Source organism: Tistrella arctica, assembly GCF_039630945.1.
GTDB classification, from domain to species: Bacteria; Pseudomonadota; Alphaproteobacteria; order Tistrellales; family Tistrellaceae; genus Tistrella; species Tistrella bauzanensis.
The window spans coordinates 16,275-40,701 of record NZ_JBBKTV010000009.1 but is presented as its reverse complement, the minus strand read 5'-3'; the positions used below and the strand labels follow the sequence as shown (position 1 = coordinate 40,701).

22 protein-coding genes are annotated in these 24,427 nt (G+C 69.2%); 9 read left to right on the top strand and 13 right to left on the bottom strand.

Annotated elements, in window-relative coordinates; translation table 11 throughout:
* Positions 1 to 204 precede the first annotated feature (204 nt).
* The 4 genes from rnr to WG924_RS20260 all read left to right on the top strand — a co-directional run bounded on the left by rnr (position 205) and on the right by WG924_RS20260 (position 5,591).
* The gene (gene rnr, locus WG924_RS20275; protein ID WP_345934919.1) at positions 205 to 2,589 is read left to right on the top strand and encodes a ribonuclease R; all 2,385 of its coding nucleotides are present in this window, start codon (positions 205 to 207) and stop codon (positions 2,587 to 2,589) included.
* Entirely contained in the window at positions 2,589 to 3,359 is a 771-nt protein-coding gene (locus tag WG924_RS20270) for an HpcH/HpaI aldolase family protein (RefSeq protein ID WP_345934918.1), read from the top strand. Before rnr ends, WG924_RS20270 begins: the two co-directional genes overlap by 1 nt.
* A gap of 86 nt (positions 3,360 to 3,445) precedes the next feature.
* Positions 3,446 to 4,648 (top strand): multidrug effflux MFS transporter, encoded by a 1,203-nt coding sequence (locus WG924_RS20265; RefSeq protein ID WP_345935072.1) that lies wholly within the window; start codon positions 3,446 to 3,448, stop codon positions 4,646 to 4,648.
* A gap of 169 nt (positions 4,649 to 4,817) precedes the next feature.
* Positions 4,818 to 5,591, top strand: a complete 774-nt coding sequence (locus WG924_RS20260; RefSeq protein WP_188581766.1) for a ferredoxin--NADP reductase — start codon at positions 4,818 to 4,820, stop codon at positions 5,589 to 5,591.
* 45 nt (positions 5,592 to 5,636) lie between these two features.
* Here WG924_RS20260 and WG924_RS20255 read toward each other — a convergent pair whose 3' ends face one another.
* Positions 5,637 to 6,260 carry a PAS domain-containing protein gene (locus WG924_RS20255; protein ID WP_345934917.1) on the bottom strand — a complete coding sequence of 208 codons (624 nt, stop codon included), beginning with the start codon at positions 6,258 to 6,260 and terminating at the stop codon, positions 5,637 to 5,639.
* 349 nt (positions 6,261 to 6,609) lie between these two features.
* Between WG924_RS20255 and rpmG the strand changes: the two genes are divergently transcribed.
* A complete protein-coding gene (gene rpmG / locus WG924_RS20250) occupies positions 6,610 to 6,777 on the top strand; it encodes a 50S ribosomal protein L33 (protein ID WP_188579178.1) in 168 nt (55 codons plus the stop codon).
* A 200-nt stretch (positions 6,778 to 6,977) separates the two neighbouring features.
* On the opposite strand, the gene WG924_RS20245 is transcribed toward rpmG, so the two are convergent.
* Both WG924_RS20245 and WG924_RS20240 read right to left on the bottom strand, forming a co-directional pair.
* Positions 6,978 to 8,354 (bottom strand): PleD family two-component system response regulator, encoded by a 1,377-nt coding sequence (locus WG924_RS20245; RefSeq protein WP_345934916.1) that lies wholly within the window; start codon positions 8,352 to 8,354, stop codon positions 6,978 to 6,980.
* 6 nt (positions 8,355 to 8,360) lie between these two features.
* Complete coding sequence (locus WG924_RS20240) at positions 8,361 to 8,726, bottom strand: response regulator (RefSeq protein WP_188579173.1); 366 nt, start codon at positions 8,724 to 8,726, stop codon at positions 8,361 to 8,363.
* A 222-nt stretch (positions 8,727 to 8,948) separates the two neighbouring features.
* Here WG924_RS20240 and WG924_RS20235 point away from each other — a divergent pair, with 222 nt between their 5' ends.
* Entirely contained in the window at positions 8,949 to 10,049 is a 1,101-nt protein-coding gene (locus WG924_RS20235) for an ROK family protein (protein ID WP_372044842.1), read from the top strand.
* Positions 10,050 to 10,162: 113 nt separating this feature from the next.
* Positions 10,163 to 11,446: a DNA polymerase IV gene (locus tag WG924_RS20230; RefSeq protein ID WP_345934915.1), complete on the top strand. Its 1,284-nt coding sequence runs from the start codon at positions 10,163 to 10,165 to the stop codon at positions 11,444 to 11,446.
* A gap of 50 nt (positions 11,447 to 11,496) precedes the next feature.
* Here WG924_RS20230 and WG924_RS20225 read toward each other — a convergent pair whose 3' ends face one another.
* The 10 genes from WG924_RS20225 to WG924_RS20180 form a co-directional block, all read right to left on the bottom strand.
* The gene (locus WG924_RS20225; RefSeq protein WP_345934914.1) at positions 11,497 to 12,396 is read right to left on the bottom strand and encodes an isocitrate lyase/PEP mutase family protein; all 900 of its coding nucleotides are present in this window, start codon (positions 12,394 to 12,396) and stop codon (positions 11,497 to 11,499) included.
* A 120-nt stretch (positions 12,397 to 12,516) separates the two neighbouring features.
* Positions 12,517 to 13,551 (bottom strand): ACR3 family arsenite efflux transporter, encoded by a 1,035-nt coding sequence (gene arsB, locus WG924_RS20220; RefSeq protein ID WP_345935070.1) that lies wholly within the window; start codon positions 13,549 to 13,551, stop codon positions 12,517 to 12,519.
* Positions 13,552 to 13,583: 32 nt separating this feature from the next.
* Complete coding sequence (arsJ, locus tag WG924_RS20215) at positions 13,584 to 14,900, bottom strand: organoarsenical effux MFS transporter ArsJ (protein WP_345934913.1); 1,317 nt, start codon at positions 14,898 to 14,900, stop codon at positions 13,584 to 13,586.
* Positions 14,897 to 15,949, bottom strand: coding sequence for an ArsJ-associated glyceraldehyde-3-phosphate dehydrogenase (locus WG924_RS20210; protein ID WP_345934912.1), 1,053 nt, complete (start codon positions 15,947 to 15,949; stop codon positions 14,897 to 14,899). The genes arsJ and WG924_RS20210 overlap by 4 nt, the downstream gene beginning before the upstream one ends.
* Before the next feature lie 48 nt (positions 15,950 to 15,997).
* Complete coding sequence (locus WG924_RS20205; RefSeq protein WP_345934911.1) at positions 15,998 to 16,918, bottom strand: metalloregulator ArsR/SmtB family transcription factor; 921 nt, start codon at positions 16,916 to 16,918, stop codon at positions 15,998 to 16,000.
* Positions 16,919 to 16,992: 74 nt separating this feature from the next.
* A complete protein-coding gene (locus tag WG924_RS20200) occupies positions 16,993 to 17,862 on the bottom strand; it encodes a DUF2272 domain-containing protein (RefSeq protein ID WP_345934910.1) in 870 nt (289 codons plus the stop codon).
* Positions 17,863 to 17,870: 8 nt separating this feature from the next.
* Complete coding sequence (locus WG924_RS20195; protein ID WP_345934909.1) at positions 17,871 to 18,536, bottom strand: L,D-transpeptidase family protein; 666 nt, start codon at positions 18,534 to 18,536, stop codon at positions 17,871 to 17,873.
* A gap of 148 nt (positions 18,537 to 18,684) precedes the next feature.
* The gene (locus WG924_RS20190; RefSeq protein ID WP_345934908.1) at positions 18,685 to 20,430 is read right to left on the bottom strand and encodes a M48 family metalloprotease; all 1,746 of its coding nucleotides are present in this window, start codon (positions 20,428 to 20,430) and stop codon (positions 18,685 to 18,687) included.
* A gap of 53 nt (positions 20,431 to 20,483) precedes the next feature.
* The gene (locus WG924_RS20185) at positions 20,484 to 20,864 is read right to left on the bottom strand and encodes a hypothetical protein (RefSeq protein WP_345934907.1); all 381 of its coding nucleotides are present in this window, start codon (positions 20,862 to 20,864) and stop codon (positions 20,484 to 20,486) included.
* Positions 20,865 to 20,943: 79 nt separating this feature from the next.
* Positions 20,944 to 23,088, bottom strand: coding sequence for a hypothetical protein (locus WG924_RS20180; RefSeq protein WP_345934906.1), 2,145 nt, complete (start codon positions 23,086 to 23,088; stop codon positions 20,944 to 20,946).
* 89 nt (positions 23,089 to 23,177) lie between these two features.
* Between WG924_RS20180 and WG924_RS20175 the strand changes: the two genes are divergently transcribed.
* Together WG924_RS20175 and WG924_RS20170 are read left to right on the top strand one after the other, a co-directional pair.
* Entirely contained in the window at positions 23,178 to 23,657 is a 480-nt protein-coding gene (locus WG924_RS20175) for a group III truncated hemoglobin (RefSeq protein WP_345934905.1), read from the top strand.
* A gap of 169 nt (positions 23,658 to 23,826) precedes the next feature.
* Entirely contained in the window at positions 23,827 to 24,207 is a 381-nt protein-coding gene (locus tag WG924_RS20170; RefSeq protein WP_345934904.1) for a hypothetical protein, read from the top strand.
* Positions 24,208 to 24,427 lie beyond the last annotated feature (220 nt).

Here is a 24,427-nt window from a genome sequence, read left to right as displayed (position 1 = left end):
CCGAAGGGGGCGCCCGCATCCTGCACCGGATGCACCCGGATGGCGGCGGAACCGCTGAGCCGTCCGGGCGCTTGAACAGGGCAGCTTTGCGTGGCAACGACTTGCCGGGCCGGCGGCACGGGCGTACCGTGCCGCCAGACCGTTTCGTCCGCGCAGGCTCTCTGCCCGTGGCCAAGCTCCGTCCGCCGAAAGCGACCCGCCGACTTGACTTCATCATCCGACGACGATACCGATCGCCTGCCCAGCCGCGAACAGATCCTGGCCTTCATCGCCGAAAGCGACCGCCCGGTCGGCAAGCGCGAGATCGCCCGCGCCTTCAACATCACCGGCGGCGCCCGGATCGGGTTGAAGCGGATCCTGCGTGAGCTGAAGGATGACGGCACGCTGAAGCGCGCGGGCCCCCGCCAGGTGGCCGAGCCCGGCACCCTGCCGTCGGTGCTGGTGGTGGATATCACCTCGATCGACGACGAGACCGGCGAGGCCGAGGCCCGCCCGGCGGTGTGGGATGATGACGTCCGGGGCGCCCCGCCGCCGATCGTGGTGCTGCGCGAAGCCGGGCTGAAGCCGCGCGACGAGGCCGCTCCCGGCTTTGGCGACCGCCTGCTGGTCCGGCTGACGCGCGGTGAGGCCGGCGTCTATGAGGCCCGGGTGATCCGGCGGCTGGAAACCCGCAGCCGGCGCATCACCGGCGCCATCCGCGAGATCGATTACGGCTTCCGCCTGATCCCGGCCGATCGCCGCGCCAAGACCGATTACGCGATCGAGGAAGCCGAACTTGGCGGCGCCGTCGACGGCGAGTTCGTGGTGGCGGAAACCCTGCCCGGCCGCAGGCTGGGCCTGCCGCGCGCCCGGGTGGTGAAGCGGCTGGGGCTGGAACAGACCGGCGCCGCGATCATCGATCTGGCGATCGAGACCCATGGCATCCCCGATCATTTCCCGCCGGCGGCGATCCGCGAGGCCGAGGCCGCCAAGCCCCCGACCCTGTCGGGTGGCCGCGAGGATCTGCGCGCCATTCCCTTCGTCACCATCGATGGCGAGGATGCGCGCGACTTCGACGACGCGGTTCATGCCGAGCCCGACCCCGATCCGGCCAATCCCGGCGGCCATATCATCCGGGTCGCGATCGCCGATGTGGCCCATTACGTCACCGCCGGCAGCGCGCTGGACCGGTCGGCGGAAGAACGTGGCAACTCGGTCTATTTCCCCGACCGGGTGGTGCCGATGCTGCCCGAGGCCTTGTCGAACGGCCTGTGCTCGCTGCGCCCGAACGAGGACCGGCACTGCCTGGCCGCGATGATGCGCATCGATGCCGATGGCCAGTTGATCGAACACCGCTTCGTGCGCGGGCTGATGCGGTCGGCCGCCCGGCTGACCTATAACCGCGTCCAGGCCGCCCGCGACGGCAACCCGGACGGCGATATCCAGCCGCTGATGGCCCCGGTGATCACGCCGCTCTACGATGCCTTCCAGGTGCTGGAGGGCGCCCGCCGCAAGCGCGGCGCGCTGGAAATCGACATGCCCGAGCGGCGGGTTGTCATGGACGAGACCGGGCGGGTGACCGATATCCGCACCCGGCTGCGCTTCGACGCCCATAAGCTGATCGAGGAATTCATGATCCTGGCCAATGTGGCGGCGGCGGACACGCTGATCCGCCGCACCCGGCCATGTCTGTTCCGGGTCCATGACCAGCCGCCGGCCGACAAGGTATCGGTGCTGCGCGATTATCTGGCCTCGCTCGACCTGCCCTTCACCAATTCGGTTCATGTCGAGCCGCGCGATTTCAACCGGGTGCTGAAGAAGGTGGCGAACACGCCGCTGGAGCATCAGGTGAACACCACGGTTCTGCGCAGCCAGTCGCAGGCGACCTACAGCCCCGACAATATCGGCCATTTCGGACTGTCGCTGGAACGCTATGCCCATTTCACGTCGCCGATCCGGCGCTATGCCGATCTGATCGTCCATCGCTCGCTGATCCGGGCGCTGAACCTGGGCGATGACGGGCTCGACGGCGCCGCCGCCGATGGCCTGCACGCGCTGGGCGAGCATCTGTCGATCACCGAGCGCCGCGCCGATCTGGCCGAGCGCGAGGTCACCAACCGGCTGCTGGTGGTGTTCCTGGCCGACAAGGTCGGCGCCAGCTTCGGCGGGCGGATCACCGGTGTGCACGGGGTTGGCCTGTTCATCGAGATGGACGAGACCGGCGCCGACGGCTTCGTGCCGATTTCCACCCTGGGCCGGGAGTATTTCATCCTCGACCCCAGCGAGCAGGCCCTGATCGGTGAACGCTCCGGCCTGCGCTTCGCCCTGGGTGACCGGGTGGAGATCCGGCTGCGCGAGGCGGATATCGTGGCCGGCGGCCTGCTGTTCGAGATCATCGAGGGCGGCCGCCCCGGCAAGCCGCCGACACCCGGCCAGGTGAAGCGGCTGAAGGCGCTGGCCCGCGAGGTCGCGGCCGAGCGGGCGCGGGCACGCGATGCCCGCGGCGACGGCCATGGTGGTGGCCGTGGTGGTGGTGGCGGCCGCGCAGGTGGAAGCGGAAGAGCACCGCTCCGGCGATCCGGTGGCGCACCCAGACGAGGAGGACGGTGATGATCGACAACAGGCTGCGACGGATCATTGCGGAAGCGGATGGCTTCGCCGTCGGCACCTTCCTGATGTCCGACAGTGCCACATCGGCGGCGATGATGGATGCGGCGGGCTATGACTTCCTGGCCATCGACCGCCAGCATGGTGTGATCGACGACGCCACCTGCCTGAGACTGCTCGCCGAGATCGGCCGTCATGGCACGGCACCGATCGTGCGGGTGCCGGCCAACCGGCCGGAAGATGCCATGAGGGCGCTGGATCATGGCGCCCTGGGCGTGATCGCGCCGCTGATCGACGATGCCGCCGGTGCCGCGATTTTGACCGCCGCCTGCCGGTTTCCGCCCCATGGCGGCCGCAGCTTCGGCCCGGTGCGCGCCGGGCCGGTCTATGGCCGCGGCTATCTGCAGGCGATCGACGACCAGGTGCTGGCGATCGCGATGATCGAGACCCGCGCCGGGCTGGATGCGCTGGACGCGATTCTGGCGACACCGGGGCTGGATGCGATCTTCGTCGGCCCCAACGATCTGGGGCTGGGCCTGGGGCTGGGCTTCACCGGCGGCCGGCCCGATACCGCCCCGGCGCTGGCCGAGGCGATCACGACCATCGTCACCCGCGCCAAGGGCGCCGGCATCCCTGCCGGCATTCATTGCACCGACCCGGCGATGGCCCGCGCCATGCGCGGCCTGGGCTATCGCTTTGCAACCATCGGCAGCGATCTGGGCCTGATGGCCACCGCCGCCGCCGCCAGCGCCGATCAGGCCCGCGGCAACTGACCGGAAGGCCCGCGGGCACAGAGATGACCGACCATAGCCGCCCCACCGACACGGCCCGCCCCACCGCCCGGCCCGCCGCTCCGCCGATGCTGCGACTGGCGCTGATCCTGGGGCTGCTCGCGGCGTTCGGACCGCTGTCGATCGACATGTATCTGCCGGCCTTCCCGGCGATTGCCAGCGACCTTGCGGCCGATCCGTCGGCGGTGCAGGCGACGCTGGCGCTGTTCTTTGCCGGGCTGGCCGGCGGCCAGTTGATCTATGGGCCGCTGGCCGACCGTCTGGGCCGGCGGCTGCCGCTTCTGGCCGGCGTCGTTCTGTATACCGTCGGCAGCATCGGCTGCGCGCTGGCGGCCGATGTCGATGCGCTGGTGATGTGGCGGCTGGTTCAGGCGCTGGGCGGCTGTGCCGGCATGGTGATGTCACGCGCGGTGATCCGCGACCTGTTCGACGAACGCGGCTCGGCGATCATGCTGGCGCGACTGATGCTGGTGATGGGGGCGGCCCCCATCCTGGCGCCGCTGATCGGCGGACAGTTGCTGGTGCTGGCGGGCTGGCGGTCGATCTTCTGGGTGCTGACCGGCGCCGGCGTTCTGGCGCTGGTGGTGGTGGCCCTGGCGCTGCCGGAAAGCCTGCCGGCCGACCGCCGCCGCCGTCAGGGCGTGGCTGAAATCGGCCTGACCTATCTGCGGTTCGCGCTGGATCGCCGCTTCATCGCCCCGGCGCTGGCCGGTGGCGCGGCGATGGGGGCGATGTTCGCCTATATCGCCGGATCGCCCTTCGTGTTCATCGACCTGTACGGGGTCGGCCCCGGCGCCTATGGCTGGCTGTTCGGCACCAATGCCGCCGGCCTGATCCTGGCATCGCAGTTGAACGCCCGGTTTGTGCGCGGCCGCAGCCCCGCCGCCATCATGCGCATGGCCTGTACCACCCAGGCCGTGGCCGGCGTGTCGCTGGCGGCGATCGTGGCCACAGGCATCGCGCCGGTGGGCACGGCAACCGGACTGGCCATGCTGATGGTGCCGCTGTTTCTGTGCATCGCCGTCAACGGCCTGATCATGCCCAATGCCACCGCGGTCGCCATGTCGCCCTTCGGTGCCCGCGCCGGCAGCGCCGCCGCCCTGCTGGGCCTGCTGCAATTCGGCACCGGCGCGATTTCAGCCGCGCTGGTGGGCGCGCTGGATGATGGCAGTGCCTGGCCGATGGCCGCGGCGATTGCCTTGATGGGCCTGGCCAGCGCCGGTTTCGGCTGGTGGACTCCGCGCCCCGCCCGTCCGGCAACAGGGCCATGACCGCCGGCCCGACGGGGCCCCCCGTCGGTTTTCCACAGCTTGATATTGCTTCGCAATATCGGACGCACTACTAATCGAAGACGCGGGATGAACGTGCCGCGCGAATTATATCAACAACCCTCGCGCAGCGCGGGGTATCTTCCCACGTCCAGACCTGGAAGCTTGAGCGATGAGCAACATCCGTACCGAGCGCGTGATCGACGTCCACCACTGGACCGACCGGCTGTTCAGCTTCACGACGACCCGCGACCCGGCGTTCCGCTTCGAGAATGGCCAGTTCACGATGATCGGGCTGGAGGTGAACGGCAAGCCGCTGCTCCGCGCCTACAGCGTCGCCAGCCCGAATTACGAGGACACGCTGGAATTCCTCAGCATCAAGGTTCAGAACGGGCCGCTGACCTCGCGGCTTCAGCACATCAAGCGCGGTGACCCGATGCTGGTGGGTGCCAAGCCGGTCGGCACGCTGGTGAAGGACAATCTGAAGCCGGGCCGCACGCTGTACATGCTGTCGACCGGCACGGGCCTGGCGCCGTTCATGAGCCTGATCCGCGACCCCGACGTCTATGACCGGTTCGAGACGGTGGTGCTGACCCATACCTGCCGGGAAGTGGCCGAGCTTGCCTATTACGACCACATCACCAAAGAGATGCCCGACCACGAGTTCTATGGCGAGGCGGTCCGCAACCAGTTGATCTATTACCCGACGGTGACGCGTGAACCGTTCCGCAATCAGGGCCGGATCACCGACCTGATCGACAGCGGCAAGCTGTTCACCGATATCGGCACCACGCCCTTCGACCCCGCCCATGACCGGATCATGATCTGCGGCAGCCCGGAAATGCTGGCCGATCTGCAGAAGATGGCCGAAGCGCGCGGCTTCAAGGAAGGCAACAGCAGCACGCCGGGCGAGTATGTGATCGAGAAGGCCTTCGTCGACCGGTAAGGCCCCGACGGCCCAGGCGACAGGCCGGCCGGCCGCGGCACCTGATCAGCCGGCCGCGGCGCCGGTCGGCCGCCGCAACACCAGATCGCGGCGGACCTTCGGGGTGTCGCTCTCGTCCAGCAATTCCCACAGCGGCAACGACAGTGGCGGCAGCACGCGCCAGTCGAACCCGACGAGCAGCCGGGTCACCACCGGCCGTGCCGCCGCCCCCCTGGCGGCCTCAGGGACCGGTGCCTCCAGATGACCCAGCGGCAGCACCATCCGGCGATAGAAGACCCGCCTGCGGGGCCCCGGGCGCCGGTAACAGGCAATCGCCAGCCAGCACACCGCCTCGGCCGTCACCGGGCCATAGGTGGCCAGCGCCCGCGCCCGCAGCTCCGGCGGCAGGCTGTCGGGCAGGACATGGCCGGTCAGGTCGGCGTCGAACATCTCGCGCAACCCCTCGCCCGCCACTCTGACAAGCCAGCGGTCGGGGCCGGTCACGTCCAGCAGCATCACCCGGCCAAGATGCCGGCGCATCGCCACCGGGTCCACCGCGCGTGGCGCCGGCAGGCCGCCCGTGGCGGCGCCCCAGCCGCGCCACAGGGCGAACAGGTCGACCAGGGGGGAACCCCGCCCCAGCCCGCGCCGGAAGCCCGCGCTATCGACCTCAGCCTGTCTGACCGTCACGGCATCCTCTCCTGCTTCGCCACAGCGCCGCCCCACAGCGCCCTCCCCTCCTTGGGCACATACCAGGGCACATACCATCACCTGCGGCGCCGATCCACCGCACCCCCTGTGACAGCGGCGCATGACAGCCCCTCGGACGGGTGCGACTTCCGACTCCGCTTGACAAGCCCGCGCCCATGCATATGGTGCTCGTCTCTATGTCTGGCGCCGACGACACGGCGCTGCAACGTACACCCGCGCGATCCGGCCGCCAGCCGGTCGCCCGCCCCTTCACGGGGAGCGGTGGAGCGCAGGCGGCTTCGGTCGCAGGCCTCCGGGGCACACCGGATAGCGATACGAGGATTGAGCGATGGCCAAGCCCGCCACCGTGCAGATCAAGCTGGTCAGCTCCGAGGGGACCGGCTTCTTCTACGTGACCAAGAAGAACCCGCGCACGACCACCGAAAAGCTCCAGCTGCGGAAGTACGACCCGAAGCTCCGCAAGCACGTGATGTTCAAGGAAGCCAAGATCAAGTGATCCCGTGCCGCCCCGGCGCCCCAAACGGCGCCACCTGGGGCCGCGTCAACGGGATTGCCTGAACAGGCAGTCGGAACATGAAAAAGGCCGCAAGCCCCAATAGGGCGCGCGGCCTTTTTCGTTGGTGCCAAGCTCGCAGGCGGTCAACCTCATCTCGCGGGCGGACAACCCCGATCAGGTGGCCAACCCCGATCAGGTGGCTATTCCGGCCGATCGAAAATGAAGCAGTCGCGGCCGGCGGCCTTGGCGCGGTACAATGCCTGGTCGGCGCGACGCAGCATGTCGTCGGGATCCTGATCGCTGGGTCGCAGTTGACTGCCGCCGATGCTGGCGGTGACGGTGACCTGATGGCCCTCGTCGTCGATCACGATCGGCTGGCCGGAGATCACCGAACGCACCCGCTCCGCCACTTCGTGGGCGGAACGCTGATCGCTGTCGGGCAGCACCATCACGAATTCCTCGCCGCCATAGCGGGCGACCAGATCGACACCGCGGACATGGCGGGTCATCCGGTCGGCCATCGCCTGCAGCACCCGGTCGCCGGCGTCGTGGCCATAGGTGTCGTTCAACTGCTTGAAGTGGTCGATGTCCAGCATCAGCACCGCCAGCGGCCGCCCGTCATGGCCGGCACGCACGAACATGCGCTGCAGATGGGCCGACAGATAGCGGCGGTTATACAGGCCGGTCAGCCCGTCGGTGGCGGCCAGCGCGATCGAGCGCTGATAATTCTGCCGCAACCGGTCCTGATAGCGCTTGCGCCGCACCTGGGTGCGCACACGCGCCACCAGCTCGTTCACGTCCAGCGGCATCATCAGATAGTCGTTCACGCCCAGGTCCAGCGCCTTGGCCATGCGCTCGATGTCGTCATGCCCCACGATCACCAGGATCGGGGTCTGGCGGGTCTCGTCGATCGCGCGCATCTGGCTGCACAGGCGCAGCGGATCGAAGGTCTCGATCAGCATATTGACCACGATCAGGTCGAAACCCTCGGTGCGCGCCAGATCCAGCGCTTCCAGAGCGGTGCCGACGGCACTGACACTGTGCGTCTTCTTCAACCGGTCGGCCAGGAAATCGCGCTCGATCTCGCTGTCGTCGACCACCAGCACACGGGCGCCATCGGCGCTTTCATCCAGCGGCAAGGGTGCTGCGGCACCGACGCCGAAATCCGAGATGGTCTGTTCGCGCAGACGCAATTCGTCGAGGATCATCTTCAGCCGGGTCAGCGACCGCACGCGCGCGAACAGCGCGGCATCGTTGATCGGTTTGGTCAGGAAGTCGTCGGCCCCGGCCTCCAGCGCCCGGACCCGTTCCACGCTGTCGCTCAGCGCCGTCACCATCACCACCGGAATATGGGCGGTGTCGGGATCACTTTTCAGCCGGCGGCAGACCTCGTAGCCATCCATGCCCGGCATCATGATGTCGAGCAGCACGATATCCGGCGGATGGACCTGGGCACGCAGCAGCGCTGCCTCGCCGTTCTGGGCCAGATCGACGTCGTAATACTCTGCCGTAAGCTTCGCTTCGAACAGCTTAAGGTTGGGCAAGAGATCATCGACGACGAGAACGCGACCGGGCATAGCCCCTCAATCCAGAAACTTGCGCACTGTCTCGAGGAAAGGCGTCACAGAAATCGGCTTCGAGATATAGCCCTCACAGCCGGCATCCAGGATCTTCTCCTCGTCGCCCTTCATCGCGAAGGCCGTTACGGCAATAATCGGAATAGTCCGCAGCTCATCATCCGCCTTGATCCACTTCGTGACATCCAGTCCCGAAACCTCAGGTAGCTGAATATCCATCAGGATCAGATCTGGATGCTGTTCCCGCGCGATCTTCAGCGCCTCCATGCCGTCACGGGTCTGCAAAGTCACGTAGCCGTTCGCCTCAAGGAGGTCGTTGAACAGCTTCATGTTCAAGTCGTTGTCTTCGACGATCAGAACCGTCTTCGGCATGGCTTCTTCCGCCCCGCGCCTTCTAGAGGCTACATCGGTCGCTGCGACGGTTCGACCTCACGTCGAACGGTCCGCGACCGGCGGCTCGCCTCGTACCGGCGCACGATGCCCGGTTCCGATGACCGCAGCAATCATTTTGTGGCGAACCGTCAGGCGGTGCAACATCATGCGTGGTCGATCGTCCATTTGTATCATGCGAACAAGGCGAGGCCCGCAGCCGACATGACCACCGCCGCCCCCCGGCCTTCGGCCCCGGCACGACCGGATGACAGCCACCCGACAACTGCCCGCCCGGCGGCACCGGCGCCGGTGCTGCTGGGCATCGACCTCGGCGGCACCAAGATCGCCGGCATCGCCATCGACCGCCAGAGCGGCCGCACATTGGCACACATGCGCGTTCCCACCCCCCGTGACGATTACGCCGGCACCCTGGCGGCGATCGGCGATCTGGCGGCGCGGCTGGAACAGACGGCCGGCATTACGCCGGCCGGTATCGCACCAACTGGCATGCTGCCGATCGGCATCGGCATTCCGGGCGCGATCAGCCCCAAGACCGGGCTGGTGAAGAATGCCAATTCGCTGTGGTTGAACGACAGGCCGCTGGATCGCGACCTGGCGGCGGCATCGGGTCGGGCGGTGCGCCTGGCGAACGACGCCAACTGCCTGGCCGTGTCTGAAGCCAGCGACGGCGCGGCCGCCGGCGCCGGGGTGGTGTTCGCGGTGATCCTGGGCACCGGGGTCGGCGGCGGCATCGCCATTCAGGGGCGGGTCCATCATGGCGCCGACGCGATCGCCGGTGAATGGGGCCATGTCCCGATGCCCTGGGCGCAGCCCTGGAGCCGCACCGCCGGCGCAGCGCCGCCACCCGATGCCGACCGTGTTCCGGAACTGCCCGGCCCCGCCTGTTACTGTGGTCGCAGCGGCTGCATCGAAACCCTGCTCTCCGGCCCGGGGCTGGCCGGCGATGCCGCGCGCCTGCGTGGACAGGACGAGAGCTCGGCCCTGGCCTGCCGCAGCGCCGAGGCGGTGATCGCGGATGCGCGCCGGGGCGACGAGATGGCGATCGCGGCGATCATACGCTGGCGCCATCGCCTGGGCCGGGCCTTGGCGATGGTCATCAATCTTCTGGACCCGGACGCGATCGTGATCGGCGGCGGGCTGTCGCAGGTGCCGGAACTGATGGATGCGATGACCCGCGATCCCACACCCCTGATCGGCCCGTGGCTGTTCTCGGACCGGGTCCGCACCCCCGTGGTCGTCGCCCGCCATGGCGACGACAGCGGCGTGCGCGGCGCGGCGCGGCTGTGGGACGTGGCGCGCTGAGGCCCGCGCAACCCGCTGGACAACCGGGCCGGTCGGTGAGAACATGAGGGGAACACTCGTCTGTCCCGCCAGCCACCCGGCGCGGGCTCTCTCTCTGGTCCGGACGTCGCGCCATGAGCCACGACAGCAGCCCGCCCGGTGACGACGCCATGCCGGCGGCCGTGGATGGCTGGCTGTGCCGATCGTGCGGCAACACCGATCCGCCGCCCGGGTCTGCGCAGGGTTGCCCGGCCTCCGCAGCGGCACAGCGCTGCCCGGCATGCGGCTCGGCGCGGGTGATCGCCCATCCCGAGCTGCACCGGCTGGCGATCGCGCATGTCGATTGCGACGCCTTCTATGCCTCGGTTGAAAAGCGCGACCGGCCGGAGCTGATCGACAAGCCGCTGATCGTCGGCGGCGGTCATCGCGGCGTGGTCGCGACCTGCTGCTATCTGGCGCGGATGAAGGGCGTGCGCTCGGCGATGCCGATGTTCAAGGCGCTGGAGCTGTGCCCGGATGCCGTGGTGCTGAAGCCCGACATGGCCCGGTATCACGAGGCCGGCATGAAAATCCGCCGGCTGATGCGCGCGCTGACCCCGCTGGTCGAGCCACTGTCGATCGACGAGGCCTATCTGGACCTCGGCATCGCCGCCGCCACCGTCGCCGAAGGCGGCGCCAGCCCCGCGCAACGGCTGGCGGCGCTGGCCCGACGGGTGGAGCGCGAGGTGGGGGTGACGGTGTCTGTGGGGCTGGGCCCCAACAAATTCCTGGCCAAGCTGGCCTCGGAACTCGACAAGCCGCGCGGCTTCGCCGTGATCGGCGCGGCCGAGGCCGCGGCCTTCCTGGCCGACAAGCCGGTGCGGATGCTGTGGGGTGTGGGCCCGGCCTTCACCCGCAGGCTCGCCACCGACGGCATCACCCGCATCGGCCAGTTGCAGAGCCTGGGGCCGCAGGCGCTGGCGCGGCGCTATGGCCGCATCGGCGCACAGATCGCAGGCTTTGCCGCCGGGCTGGACCCGCGCCGGGTGACGCCCTGGCGGCCGACCAAGAGCGTGTCGGCCGAAACCACCCTGGCCCGCGACGAGCGCGATGCCGGCCGGCTGACCGCCTTGCTGCCGCCGCTGGCCGAGCGGGTGGCAGCAAGGCTGGCCAAGGGCGGGCTGGTCGCCGAGGGTGTGGTGCTGAAGCTGAAGACCGCCGATTTCACCACCCTCACCCGCAGCCGACGGCTGCGGGCAGCCAGCGATCAGGCCGCCCCGCTGATCGATGCGGCAAGCGATCTGCTGGCGCTGGAACTGCGCCATGGCGGTGCCAGTGGCCACGGCACCGCCTTCCGGCTGATCGGCCTGGGCGCCCATCCGGTTCGCGACCGCGCAGGCGACCCGTCAGTGCCGGACCTGTTCGCACAGGTGTCCTGATAACAGGTGTCCTGGCATTGAACGAGGCGATATGGGCCGGCCGGTCACCATCACACCGCCGGCCGTGATGCCATGACGCGGGCGGCCTGATCCAGATAGGCCTGTTCCCGCGCCCTGACATCGGGCAGACCGACCAGGTCGTTGAAGCCCTTGAAATCGAGCATCCGGTCGGCGAAGCCGGTGGTGATGCCGTCGCGGCGCAGGGCGGCGAACAGGTCGCGCGCGGCGCGTGCCACCGCATAGGTCAGCGCCACCGGATGGGTGACCACGGCATAGCCGATCTCGTGCAGCTCGGCCGCGGTCAGCATGGGGGTCATGCCGCCCTCGATGTTGTTGGCCAGCAGCGGCGCCTTCACCGCGGCGCAGATCCGGCGCATCTGCTCCACCGTCTCCGGCGCCTCGACGAACACCATGTCGGCGCCCAGTTCGCGATAGAGACAGGCGCGATCGATGGCCGCATTCAGCCCCTCGGTCGCCAGCGCATCGGTGCGGGCCATGATCACCAGATCGCCGTCGCGCCGCGCATCCAGCGCCGCCTGAAGCTTGGCGACCATGTCCTGGACCGGCACCACCGCCTTGCCCGCCATATGGCCGCAGCGCTTGGGAAACACCTGATCCTCGATGAACAGCCCGGCGACGCCCGCCTGTTCATAGGCGCGCACCGCCCGGCGGACATTGGTGACATTGCCGAAGCCGGTATCGGCATCGGCGAACACCGGCACGTCCACCGCATCGCAGATCCGGGCATAGTGATCGGCGAGTTCGCGCATCGACAATTGCGAGGTGTCGGGCTCGCCGATCAGGGCTGCGGTCGAGGCATAGCCACCGCAGGTGATGGCCTCGAAACCGGCTTCGGCCGCGATCCGTGCGGTCAGCGCATCCTGGACACCGGGCATTTCCAGAATCTCGGGCGCCTCGACCAAGGCGCGAAAACGGGTGGTGCGACGCATGGGGACAGCCGATCCGATATGATGAAGCCGGGGGTGTCCCATCGGTATACCGCAAACCCCGTGGTCGCGGCCAGTCCTGGCGGCGGGCGCCGGGGATCAGAGCGGGGATCAGAGCGGGGATCAGGCCGTCGCGGCCGGAAACCAGTGCCGGGTGCGGCGGGCGAATGCCACCAGCGACAGCATCACCGGCACCTCGACCAGCACGCCGACGACGGTTGCGAGCACGGCGCCGCTGTCGATTCCGAACAGGCCGATCGCCACCGCCACCGCCAGCTCGAAGAAGTTCGAGGTGCCGATCAGCGCCGCCGGCGCCGCCACCGCGAAGGGCAGCTTCATCATCCGCGCGGCCAGATAGGCCAGGGCGAAGATGCCATAAGACTGCACCAGCAGCGGCACGGCCACCAGCACCACACCCAGGGGCCGGTCCAGCACCCGCTGGCCCTGAAAGGCGAACAGCAGGGCCACGGTCAGGATCAGCGCGCCCGCGCCCCAGGGCTTCAGCCGGTGCGACAGATCGTCGAGCGCCCCTTGCCCGCCACCGTCTGACCGCAGCATTCGTGCCCGCACCAGCATGGCGGCCGAGAACGGGATCACCACGAACAGCAGCACCGACAGCAGCAGCGTGTCCCAGGGCACGAACACCTCGGCCACCCCCAGCAGCAGGGCCGCCAGCGGCGCGAAGACCAGGATCATCACCAGATCGTTGACACCCACCTGCGCCAGAGTGAAGGCGCCGTCGCCATCCACCAGCCGCGACCAGACGAAGACCATCGCCGTGCACGGTGCCACCCCCAGCAGGATCATGCCGGCGATATAGGCCCGCGCATCCTGCGGATCGACCAGATCCGCGAACACATGCTCAAAGAACAGGATACCCAGCGCCGCCATGGTGAAGGGCTTGATCAGCCAGTTGACCACCAGGGTCAGCACCAGCCCGGCGGGCCGTCGGCCGGCATCCAGCACCGCGCGCGGCGCGATGCCCAGCATCATCGGAAAGATCATCGCCCAGACCAGCACCGCGACCGGCAGGTTGATCCGCGCGATCTCGGCCGCGGCCAGCGCGCCGGCCACACCCGGAAGGGCGGCACCGAACGCGATCCCGGCCACGATGGCCAGCGCCACCCACAGGGTCAGATGGCGTTCGAACCGGCTGATCGGCGACGTCGGGATGGCGGGCATAGGGTCGGTCATTCGGGCAGATCCTGAAGCGGTGCGGTGGGATCGGCGGCGGGCGGCACCGGCAGCGCCAGGGCGATCAGAAACGACAAGGCGACCATCACGGCAGACCCGGCCAGACACAAGGCCAGACCACCGGCCGCGAACAGCAGCCCCGAGGCCAGCGTGCCGACCAGCCGGCCCATGGCATTGGCCATGTAATAGAAACCGACATTCAGCGCGATCCGGTCACCTTCGGCATAGGCCAGGATGAGATAGGAATGCACGGCCGAATTGATCGCGAACACCACGCCGAAGGCCAGCAGCCCGCCAACCACGATCCAGGCCGCCATATCCGGCGCCGGATCGCCGGCGAGTGCCGCCGCCATCGCCGCCGGAATCACGGCAAGCACCGCCGCCCAGATCCGTGCGGCATCGCGGGCCACAGGATCACCGGCAGCCGGATCACCGGCAGCCGGATCGCCTGCGACCGGCGCCCCGCGCCGACGAACCAGCGCCGGCGCCGACGCCTGAACGATGCCATAGCCGATGGTCCAGACCGCCATGAAGCCGCCGGTGCGCGCGAAGCTCCAGCCCAGCCCGTCATGCAGGAACACCGGCAGCCCGACCACGAACCAGACATCGCGGGCGCCGAACAGGAACAGCCGGGCCGCCGACAGCAGGTTGACCGCCGGGTTGCGGGCGAAGATGCCACGGAACGGCGCCTTGCGCGCCCGCCCGCCCAGCCCCGCGGGCACGGTGACGAGGGCCGCCACCAGCACCACGCCCAGGCCCGCCGCCATCGCGATCAGCCCGCCCTGAAAACCCAGCCCGCCCAGCAAGGCGCCGCCCAGGAAGAAGCCCACGCCCTTCAACGCGTTCTTCGACCCGGTGAGCAGCGCCACCCAGCGGAACAGCCGCCCGCCACCGGATGCGCCATCATCAGGAACCACGGCCTTGATCGCGCTTTTGGCGCTCATCTTGGTCAGATCCTTGGCGATGCCGGCCAGGCCTTGCGCCAGCACCGCCCAGATCACCCCGGTCTCGCGCCCCCAGGCCGGATCGAGCGCCGCCAGCATCAGCAGCGCGCCGATCTGCAGCGCCAGCCCCGACCACAGCGTGGCGCGCAGGCCGAACCGCGTGGCGACCCAGCCGCCGACCAGATTGGTGACCACGCCACAGGCTTCGTAGAGCACGAACAGAAGAGCGAGTTCGATCGGGCTGTAGCCGAGCGCATTGAAATGCAGCAGCACCAGCATGCGCAACGCGCCATCGGTCAGCGTGAAGCCCCAATAGGCGCCGGTGACGGCGGCATAGGCCCGGACACCCGCGCGCGCGGCGGCGGTCATGTGGCCGACACCTGCATATGCCCGGCCATCCGCGCCGCCAGATCGATCATCCGGGTCGCATAGCCCATCTCGTTGTCATACCAGGCATAGATCTTCACCTGGGTGCCGGCGATGACCCGGGTCGACAGCCCGTCGACGATCGCCGAGCGGGTATCGCCGCGATAATCCACCGACACCAGCGGCCGCATCTCGAAGCCCAGAATGCCGGCGAGCGGGCCTGCGGCGGCGGCGGCGAACAGATCATTCACCTCGGCCACCGAGGTCTCGCGCGTCATCTCGAACACCGCATCGGTGAGCGAGGCGTTGAGCAGCGGCACCCGCACGGCGATGCCGTCCAGCCGGCCCTGAAGATCGGGGAAAATCAGGCCGATCGCGGTGGCAGACCCGGTGCTGGTCGGGATCAGCGAGGTGAGCGCCGAACGCGCGCGGCGCAGATCCTTGTGCGGCGCATCGATCAGGGTCTGGGTATTGGTGACGTCGTGGACGGTGGTGATGCTGCCATGGCGGATGCCGATCGCCTCGTGCAGCACCTTGACCACCGGCGCCAGGCAATTGGTGGTGCAGGACGCCGCCGTCACCACCGGCGCCGGCCCCTGTGCCATCCAGTCGGCGAGCAGATGATCATTCACCCCCACCACCAGATTGAGCGCCCCGGCCTTGACCGGCGCCGCCACCAGCACCGCGTGGGCGCCGGCGGCGATATGGCCGTCGAGGCTCGCCCGGTCCTTGAACCGGCCCGATGCCTCGATGACCAGATCGACCCCCGCCGCCGCCCAGTCGCAGGCCTCGGGCGTTGCCGCATCGGTGATCGCGATCCGGCTGCCATTGACGGTCATGCTGGTCGCGGCCGCGCCGATATCGGCCCGCATCCGACCATGGACACTGTCGAATTCCAGCAGATGGGCGGCGGTCGCGGCCGGGCAGTGCGGATCGTTGATCATCACCAGATCGAGGCTGGCGGCACGCGCCGGCCCGTGATCGCCGCCCAGCAGGCCGCGGGCGACCCGACGGCCGATGCGGCCGAAGCCGTTGATCGCAACGCGGGTCATGGGGCTGGTCTCCGTCGGTTTCGGGTGGCTGGTTGCAGGCGGCTGACCTCAGGCGGCCGCCGTGCGGCCGATATCGTCGATGCTCTTCTGCAGGGCCAGCCGGTCCAGCGCCGTGATCGACAGATTGGCGAAGATGCCGATGCGGGTGTTGAGCATGCGGAAGGCCTCGGCCACCGCCAGCACCCGCTCGGCCGGGGTGCCGGATGCCTCGGCCGGGTCTGGCACGCCCCAATGTGCCGTCATCGGCTGGCCGGGCCAGACCGGGCAGGTCTCGCGGGCATGGTCGCAGACCGTGAACACGAAATCGAATTTGGGCGCGCCCTCGACCTGGTATTCGTCCCAGTTCTTCGAGCGCAGGCCCTCGATCGGGATGCGCGACCGCTCCAGCAGGGTCAGCGCCAGCGGGTCGGGCTGGCCGGCGGGGTTGCTGCCGGCGCTGAAGGCGCGGAAGCGGCCGCGACCCAGATGGTTCAACAGCGCTTCGGCCATGATGCTGCGCACGGCATTGCCGGTGCACAGGAACAGCACGTTATAAACACGGCCGCGATCCAGGGTCGCGGCGGGCTGGGCGGCGGCAGGCTGGGGGGTGTCGGTCATCTGAGCCTCGATCGGCAGACGGGGTGCGGCTGGTGCCGCGAGCGGGCCGCAGGCGGCCCCCATCTGCAGATCCACGCAGACATCGGGATGGCCGCCGCAGCAATCGGCGATCAGGAAACCGATCAATGCCCGCGCTCCGCCGGTTTCGGCCCGATAGATCAACTGCCGGCCCTGGCGTTCGACGGTCACCAGCCCTGCCCGCTCAAGCTCTTTCAGATGAGTTGAGAGCGTCGAGGGCACGACCCCCAGACAGACCGCGATCGCACCCGCGGCCAGCCCGTCGGGCTCCGCGCGCATCAGCAGGCGGAACACGGCGAGGCGGGTCTCGTTGGCGAGCGCCTGAAACATCCGGGTGGCGGTAACGGCTTCCATATTTCGATAATATCCGAAATGACGAATGATTCAAGGACAGGCTGGTGACGGTTCCATGAAATCCGCTCCGGCCATCACCGGTCGATGGCGGCCAGGGTCACGAACCAGTGCGGCGTGCCGGTTACCGGCACCGGGCGGCCCAGCGGGTCGGCGGGAAACAGGCTCATCGCCACCCGGTCGCGGACATTGCCGCCGATGGCGGCAATGGTGCCCGGCCCCACCCGCACCACCAGATCGCAATGCATGCCGCGCGGCCGGGTGTCCCAGCCGCTCTGGCGGGCGGCGATCACCTCGGCGGCCCGGTCCTCCCAACGGTCGAGCTCGGGCGCGCCATCGCTGCGGCCGCGATCGGCACACAGCAGATCGCCCGGCCGCAGGGCGGTGGCCATGGGTTCGGCCGGCACGAAGCGGGCGGTCGGGTCGTCGGGCGTGCGGATCGCCCGGAAGATGACATGGTCGACATAATCCAGATGCCGCGAGGCCGGCGGCAGATCGGCCGGCGACACCCCGGCCGCACAGGCGACATAGGAAATGAACGCCGCCGACCAGGGCGACAGTTCGGGCACGTCGGAGGCGCCCATCTTCAGGCCGTGATCATCGGACGCCGCGCGCCAGTAAAGCTGCAGTCGGGCACGCACCCGGCTGTCGGTCTCGTCCAGCCCGGCCGGGTTCAGCGACGGCGCGCCGCCGCGGAAATCGACCACCGGCTGACCGAAGGCCCGCCATTCGGCCTCGGCCGCCACCACCATCGCCGGCACCATGGCGCCGGCCGGCGGCTGGGGCGCGCAGGCCAGCGGGGCCGCGCGCGGCGCATCGGCGCCCGGCATGCCACCGGCACAGGCCGACAGCAGCAGCGCCGACGCCAGGGTCGCGGCGGCGCCCCGCCCCGCCCGCCGCCCCACCCGCCGCCACGGCTGTTCGGGCTCGGCCGTCATCATCGCCATCCGCCCGGTCAGCCGCGCATCTCGATCGGGAACGGCATGCGGCCGTTATAGGAAATCATCTCGCGGATCTCGTCGATCTCCTGATTGGTCACCGCCAGACAGCCCAGGGTCCAGCTACGGTCGCCGCGGGCATGGATCGATGTCCAGGGCGTATCGCCGGTGCCGTGCAGACCGATGGCGCCGCCAAGCGGCACCTGCTGCCCCGACTGCCGGGCACGCTCGCGATCCTCGGCATTGGGATAATCGATCGGAATGAACCAGCGGAAGCCATCACCCGACGGCCGGCCCGGCGGCATCATGTGATACCGGCCCTCAGGGGTCAGCGCATCGCCCTCGCGGCGCTTGGGCCCGGCACCGCCACGGCCGATCGCCACCGAATAGCGCGCCACCTCGTGTTCGCCGCCATAGAAGACCAGCGTGCGCTCCAGCTTGAACAGCACCGCCCGATCGGCGAAATACGGCCCCGCGACCACCTCCGGCGCCGCCGCCACCTCGGGCACCGGCTCAGGCGCCGGCGGCATCACCGCCACCGGGCCCGGCCGGAAGCGCGGCTGGCAGCCGGCAAGCAGGGTCGTTGCCGCCGCCACCCCGCCCAGGCCGATGCGCAGCAGGCCCCGCCGGGACGGGTGGCGTGGTGCTGCGGGATCACGAGGCGGGGTATCGTCAGGCGCCATGGACTGCTCCGTTGTGGCAGAAAGCCGGCCCGTCCGGCGCCATATCGCGATGCAACCGCCGGGCCGCCCACAGGATGAGGGCGCGGCACCGCACACGGCAAGTGTTTCCGTGCCGCGCCGCGCGGAATGGCACCCCCCGCACCGGCTGTCAATTGGAACCGGTCTGCCGGCCCGCGGACAGGCTGTTTATGATGTCGCCAGCGACCGTCGGCTCCGTCTTCAGATCCTCTTCCGACACATTTTCACCCGCCGCCGCCCGGCAACTGAAGCGGATATCCGGCAGATAGACACGCATGCAGCGCTGCAGGGGCTCGTCGAAGGGCTGCTCGGCATCGCGCAGGGCCGCGATCCGCAAGGGCAGCAGCCGGGGCGGATATTTGGCCCGGGCCTCGCCTTCGGCGATCCGGTCCAGCGCCGCCTGGGGCCGGCGCTCGATCAGATCGAGGCGGGCCAGGGATTCGAACGGCATCAACCCCGCCTGGGGCAACGCCACCGCCCGTTCATAGGCCTGACGCGCCGCGCGCCTGTTGCCGGTGGCGACATGAGCCTGGCCGGCGATGGTGAGCAGGAACGGATCGCGCACCCGGTCGATCCGCCCCAGAGCCTTCAGGAAGCCCCGATAATCGACGTCGGCATCCGCATCCGACGCGCCCGACAGGCTGGGCATCAACCCGAAGGCGCGGGTGTAGAGTGTCATTTCGCGCTGGATATCCCGGCGCGCCAGAAGCCGGGCCAGCGGATCGGGCCGTTCATCCTCGGTCTTCTTTGTCAGCAGGGCCCGCGCGCCACCCGATGCGGCCGCGTCCCCCCGCAGGGATGCCAGCCGCTGTGCATAGTCCGCAGCCAGCGCCCTGCGCGCCTCGATCGACGGATGATCGTCGGTGAAGAGCAGGAACACCGACTTGCCGACCGACATGGCGACATCGCCGAACATGTCGGTCACCGACCCCTTGTCGACCGCCCCTGCCTCTGCCATCTCGGTGCCGCTCTGGCGGATCTGGGCAGATGCGGCATCGGCGGCGGCCGCTTCCAGATCCTGCTTTTCAACCGCGAGGCCTGAGAGCATGGTCACCATGTCGCCGGCATGCGGCCCCCCTGGCGGCAAGGCCGCCAGAAGATCCTGCGCCAGCAGATCGGCCTGCAATTCCTCGGCCTGATTCCAGGTGCTGCCGATCACCCGATCGACATACTGGCGATAAATGCCCGACGGCCGCCGCAGGCGCTTTTCATCCGCCTCGACAGATCGTCCATCGCGCGCGGATGGCTGCCGCTGGCCCACCATCGATCCCGCCACGGCCTCGGCCCTGCCACCGCCGACGAAGGCCGCCATGTCACCAAGCGTCGTCAGGCTGGCGACGGTGCGGTCGCGATTCGAATCGCCATCATTATGCGACAGCAGGATATGGCCCAGTTCATGCGCCAGCATGGCGGTGACGATGGGATCCCTGGCACGCGCCTGATCGAGCAGCAACCCCATCGGCACCACCAGCCGCCGGCCGGGCATGGCCGAGGGCTCGCTGTTGGTGCTGGCACTCAACACCACCTCGACCACAGGCCGATGCGCCGCGGGCCAGCCCTGCAACAGCAGATCGACCCGGTCCTGAAGATAGGTCTGCACTTCGGGAAAACTGGTCGCCGCCTCGACATCCAGCGTGCCCTGCACGCGCCGGCTGCGCTGGCCCGGGCCATAGAGCGAGGTATAGGAAATCTGGTCGGGGGTCGGCGCATAGGCGAAATCGAGCGGTTGGGCCGCAGTCGCCCGTGGCATCAGTGCGGTGACCTCGTCGCTGTCGATATAACGGCCGTCGAAACGGGCGAGCGACGGCTCACCGGTCAGAAACGACCTGGCGTCAGAGACGACATCCTCCAGCGGCTTCGGGATGCACCCGGTCATGAGCCAGCAGACCGCAGCCATGGCGGCGACCCGGCAGACAGTGCGCGGCGCAGTCATTTCGCACCGCCAGTATTGCACAGGCCCAGCCCCTGGCTGCCGGTCGACCGCTGCGGCGCGCTGGCATCGATCTGCCGGACGTTCTGCGACAACTGAACGTCGGCGCGCGGGATCTCCAGGTAATTCCGCCCGTCGGGGGAGACGGTGACATAATCGTCATCCACCTTGATGATGAACAGATCGATCGCCGCGGCCAGCAGATCCTCGCGGGTGATGCGTTCGCTGTCGGTGGCGCCGGCGACGCGCACCGTCGTGGTCGGTGCCAGCACGTCGGTGATCCGCATCGGATCGGCGCATTGCCGGCTTGCCATCGCCGGCATCTGCGGCAGCAGCGCGGCCACGATCGTGGCTGCAAGAGTGACTGACTTGATCATCACGGGCCTCCCCTCCCTGTTTCAGATCTCGATCGTGTTCAGAGCCCGATCGTTCCGGTACCTCTCCTGACATCCGACCGGGTCACGCGTCCTCCGGATCGGTTCTGGTGAGCTGGTGCCATTCCCGGCGGATGAAATAGCCGGCGGTCAGTCCGCTGACCGAGACGACGCCGATCCAGTTGAGCGGTGCTTCGCGGCAGACCGCCATCAGCAGCCAGACCGACAGGGCAACCAGCCCGGCCATGACCACCCAGGCCAGGCTATGCTTCACTATCCGCATCGCCAGCGTGTCGTCCGCCCGGCGGCCACGATAGATCCGGAAGCCGAAATACAGCGACAGGCAGCCCAGCAGCACCTCATAGCCGCGGCCCGGGATGGCGCAGACATCGGTGGCCGTGGCCGGCCAGCGCCATTCCGGCTTCAGCACCCGCAGATAGCGTGCGCCATCCTCGATCAGGCCGCGCAGGGCGGCGGCGTGGACATACACCCCCGGCAATGCCACCTTGTCGTCGACCGCATGCAGATCGGCCGAGGCCGTGGCCCGACCGATCATCACCACCCGGTCCTCGATCATCCGCCGGAGGTCGCCGGTCACGTCGGGCGTGGCGCCGCCGAAGGCTGTGAACGCCACCAGATCGCCCAGCCGGATGCCGGGAATGCCCGGGCAGAGCAATTGCCGGGCGGGATCGGACGGCTCGACCATCCGCGGCGGAATCCGCGGCTTGCCCGCCATCCGGCCGGCCGGCGTGAACAGCGTATCGACCGCCCGATAGCCCGCGACGGCCTTGTCGATCCATGTCATCGGCCAGGCCGGCTGCACCGGCGTCCGATGCCGATGCGCCGCCGGCTTCCGTGGCGACACCCAGTCGGGTGTCACCGCATCCGCCGCGATGGCGATCGCGTCGCGGACCTCCATCGGCACGCCCCGCCCATGGCGGGCGCCACGCCGCGCGAGGGCGGCATAGGCGCGGGTATCGCGGCCTGGAAGCAGAACCACAGTTCGCCCCAATGCCTGTGCCACCGCTGATGCCGCACTCGGGCCGGGATGGGCGCCATAGCGCCGCATCAGCCGGTGATCAACCGGCAGGATCAACGATGGCACCGCGACGCAGGCGCCCGATGCCGGGTCCGACCGTGTGCCCATGGCCTGAAGAGTGGCGCTCTGGTCCATATACAGCGGCCAGGTCACCTGGATCGGCGCCGTCCGGTCGGGATCGTCCCAGCCCATGGCCCCGACCACCTGCCGCCGGCAATCGGCGCGTGATGAGGCGAGCGTCAACGCGCCGCAGCGATGATGGACATAGGCCCAGGCGGCCGGCCCCAGATCATGCAGGCCCACGGGCGCACGGTCCCAGATGCTGTGCCCCGTATTCTGGACCGGCCGGCCGCAGGGACGGTCCAGCAGCGGTTCCGCCGGCGGCCCCCAGCAACGGCCGGCGGCCGTTGCGGCGCCGGCGGCACTGCGCCGCAACGGCAGGCCGGGACCATCGGGAAAGCTGATCGGCACCGCCGGAACGCCGATCCGGCCCGGCCCGGTGCCCGGCCCGGTGCCCGGCCCGGTGATGGTCGAGACGCCGGTGGGGCCGATGACATCGGCGCCCCGGAACAGATCGACGATCGCGGCCGAGGGCAGCGCCTGCTCGGCCCGTTCGCCGACCACCGGACAGCCGACCGAGACCGGAATTGGATAGACGGTTTCGCCGGCCGATACCGGCGGGCACAGCCGCGCCGCCGTATCGGCGAAGCGCCGCATCGCCGTGCTGACCCGGCCATGCGGCAGACGGGCGAAGCGCGCTTCCATGTCGACGGTGAAATAGGCATCGATGAAGATCGCGCGCGGCCGCAGGCCGGCCAGCCCGGTCAGCAACGCCGTCCATTCGTCATAGGTCAGCGGCCAGGATGTCGGCCAGCCATCGGCGGTCAACCGCACGCCATCGGCATCGGCATCGACGGCGATGACAACCACGTCCTTCTGGCCGATGATCCGGGAACCCGTCCCGTCCGGCCGAGGCACCGTCATGAAGGGGCGCGCGATCCGCAACACCAGATCCTGCGACCGCTGCCCGCTCGCCGCCTTCAGCCCGACCGGATCGTCCAGACCGGCCAGGGTCATCAGCATCACGGCAACGAACAGCCCCAACGGCAGCATATAGCTCCAGCGGCCGCCATGCCTGCGTGGCCGCCGGGTCGCCGATGCTGTTGGTTCAGTATCTGACCGGCGGCTCATGGCAAGCGCATTCCCTGTCGTCGCCCACTACCATGACGATAGAACAATCATCCGGCACATGACAACAGTGTCCACTTCGGAACGTTATGATGACGCAACATACATTCCCACCCGGCCGCGCACGGCACCACCCCGCGCACCAGCCGGTCGACGCACCGACAATCGATCGCCTGGTCAGGCATTTCTACGACGCGGCGCGCGAGGATCCACTGCTCGGTCCGGTGTTCGGGCGGGTCGACGAGGCGGAGTGGCCGGCGCATATCGCGCGGGTCGCCGCCTTCTGGCGGTCGGTTCTGCTGCATGATGGCAGCTATAAGGGTAACCCCATGCGCACGCATGCCGAGATGCCCGAGCTGACGGCCGCCCATTTCGATCGCTGGCTGGCCATGTGGCGCACAGCCGCCGTGCGCAGTTGTCCGCCGGTGGCCGCCATGCTGGTGATCGACAAGGCCGAGCGGATGGCGGCGGCGCTGATCGCGGCCCACCCCACGGCCGGCCGTCCGGACAGCGCCCGTCCGGACAGCGCCGCGCCATCAGGTGGCGAGGCCCCGGGCGGCACAACCGCATGACGACACACTGGCTGAAAAAAATGCTGTCAGGGCCGATAGTTCGGCCGCCGCCGACACGATAGGGGGTTGGCAAGCCGCGACATTTTCGCACACACTCACCCCGCATCCAGTTGCACGCCGGACCGGACGCTTCGTCCCGCCCGCCGTGCCGATACCGGAGATCGCCGATATGTCCGCCCTGATCGCCGCCGCCTCGACCGCTCGCACCACCACTGCCACCGTGACCGCCGCGACCCGCATCGCCGCCGGCACCACCCTGGCCGTCGTGACCGTGACGACCGTGCAGGCCGCCCGCCATCAGGGCCGCTATCGCAATTGGCAGACCGACGACCGGTTCAATCAGAACTGGTTTGGCGGCTGGCAGGCCGACCACGCCGACGGTGGCTCGATTTCGCGCCGCCAGGCCGACCTCGACGGTCGCAGCGGCAAAGGTGACAAGCGCCAGGGTGGTGCCGCGATGCACCGACACCGCGCCGCCACCCCGACCGCCACGGCCGGCGCCGTCCCGCCGCCGATGTCCGTCGCCGCAGCCGTCCCCCCCGCCGCCTGATCGGCGGGGCCGGTTCAGCGCCCCACCTCCGACCGTCATCACAGACCGCCATCGACCCGGCATCCGCCGCGGGCCGCTGGTTCCTGCATCCGTTGAACGGCCTTTGGCCGCCGCTTCACCGGACATAGGGGACCGGCCACGGATGGTGCGCGGCGGACCGATCGGCCGATCCTTGGCGTTTCCGCCGGACCGGCTGATATCATCCGCCTTGCCGCACCGC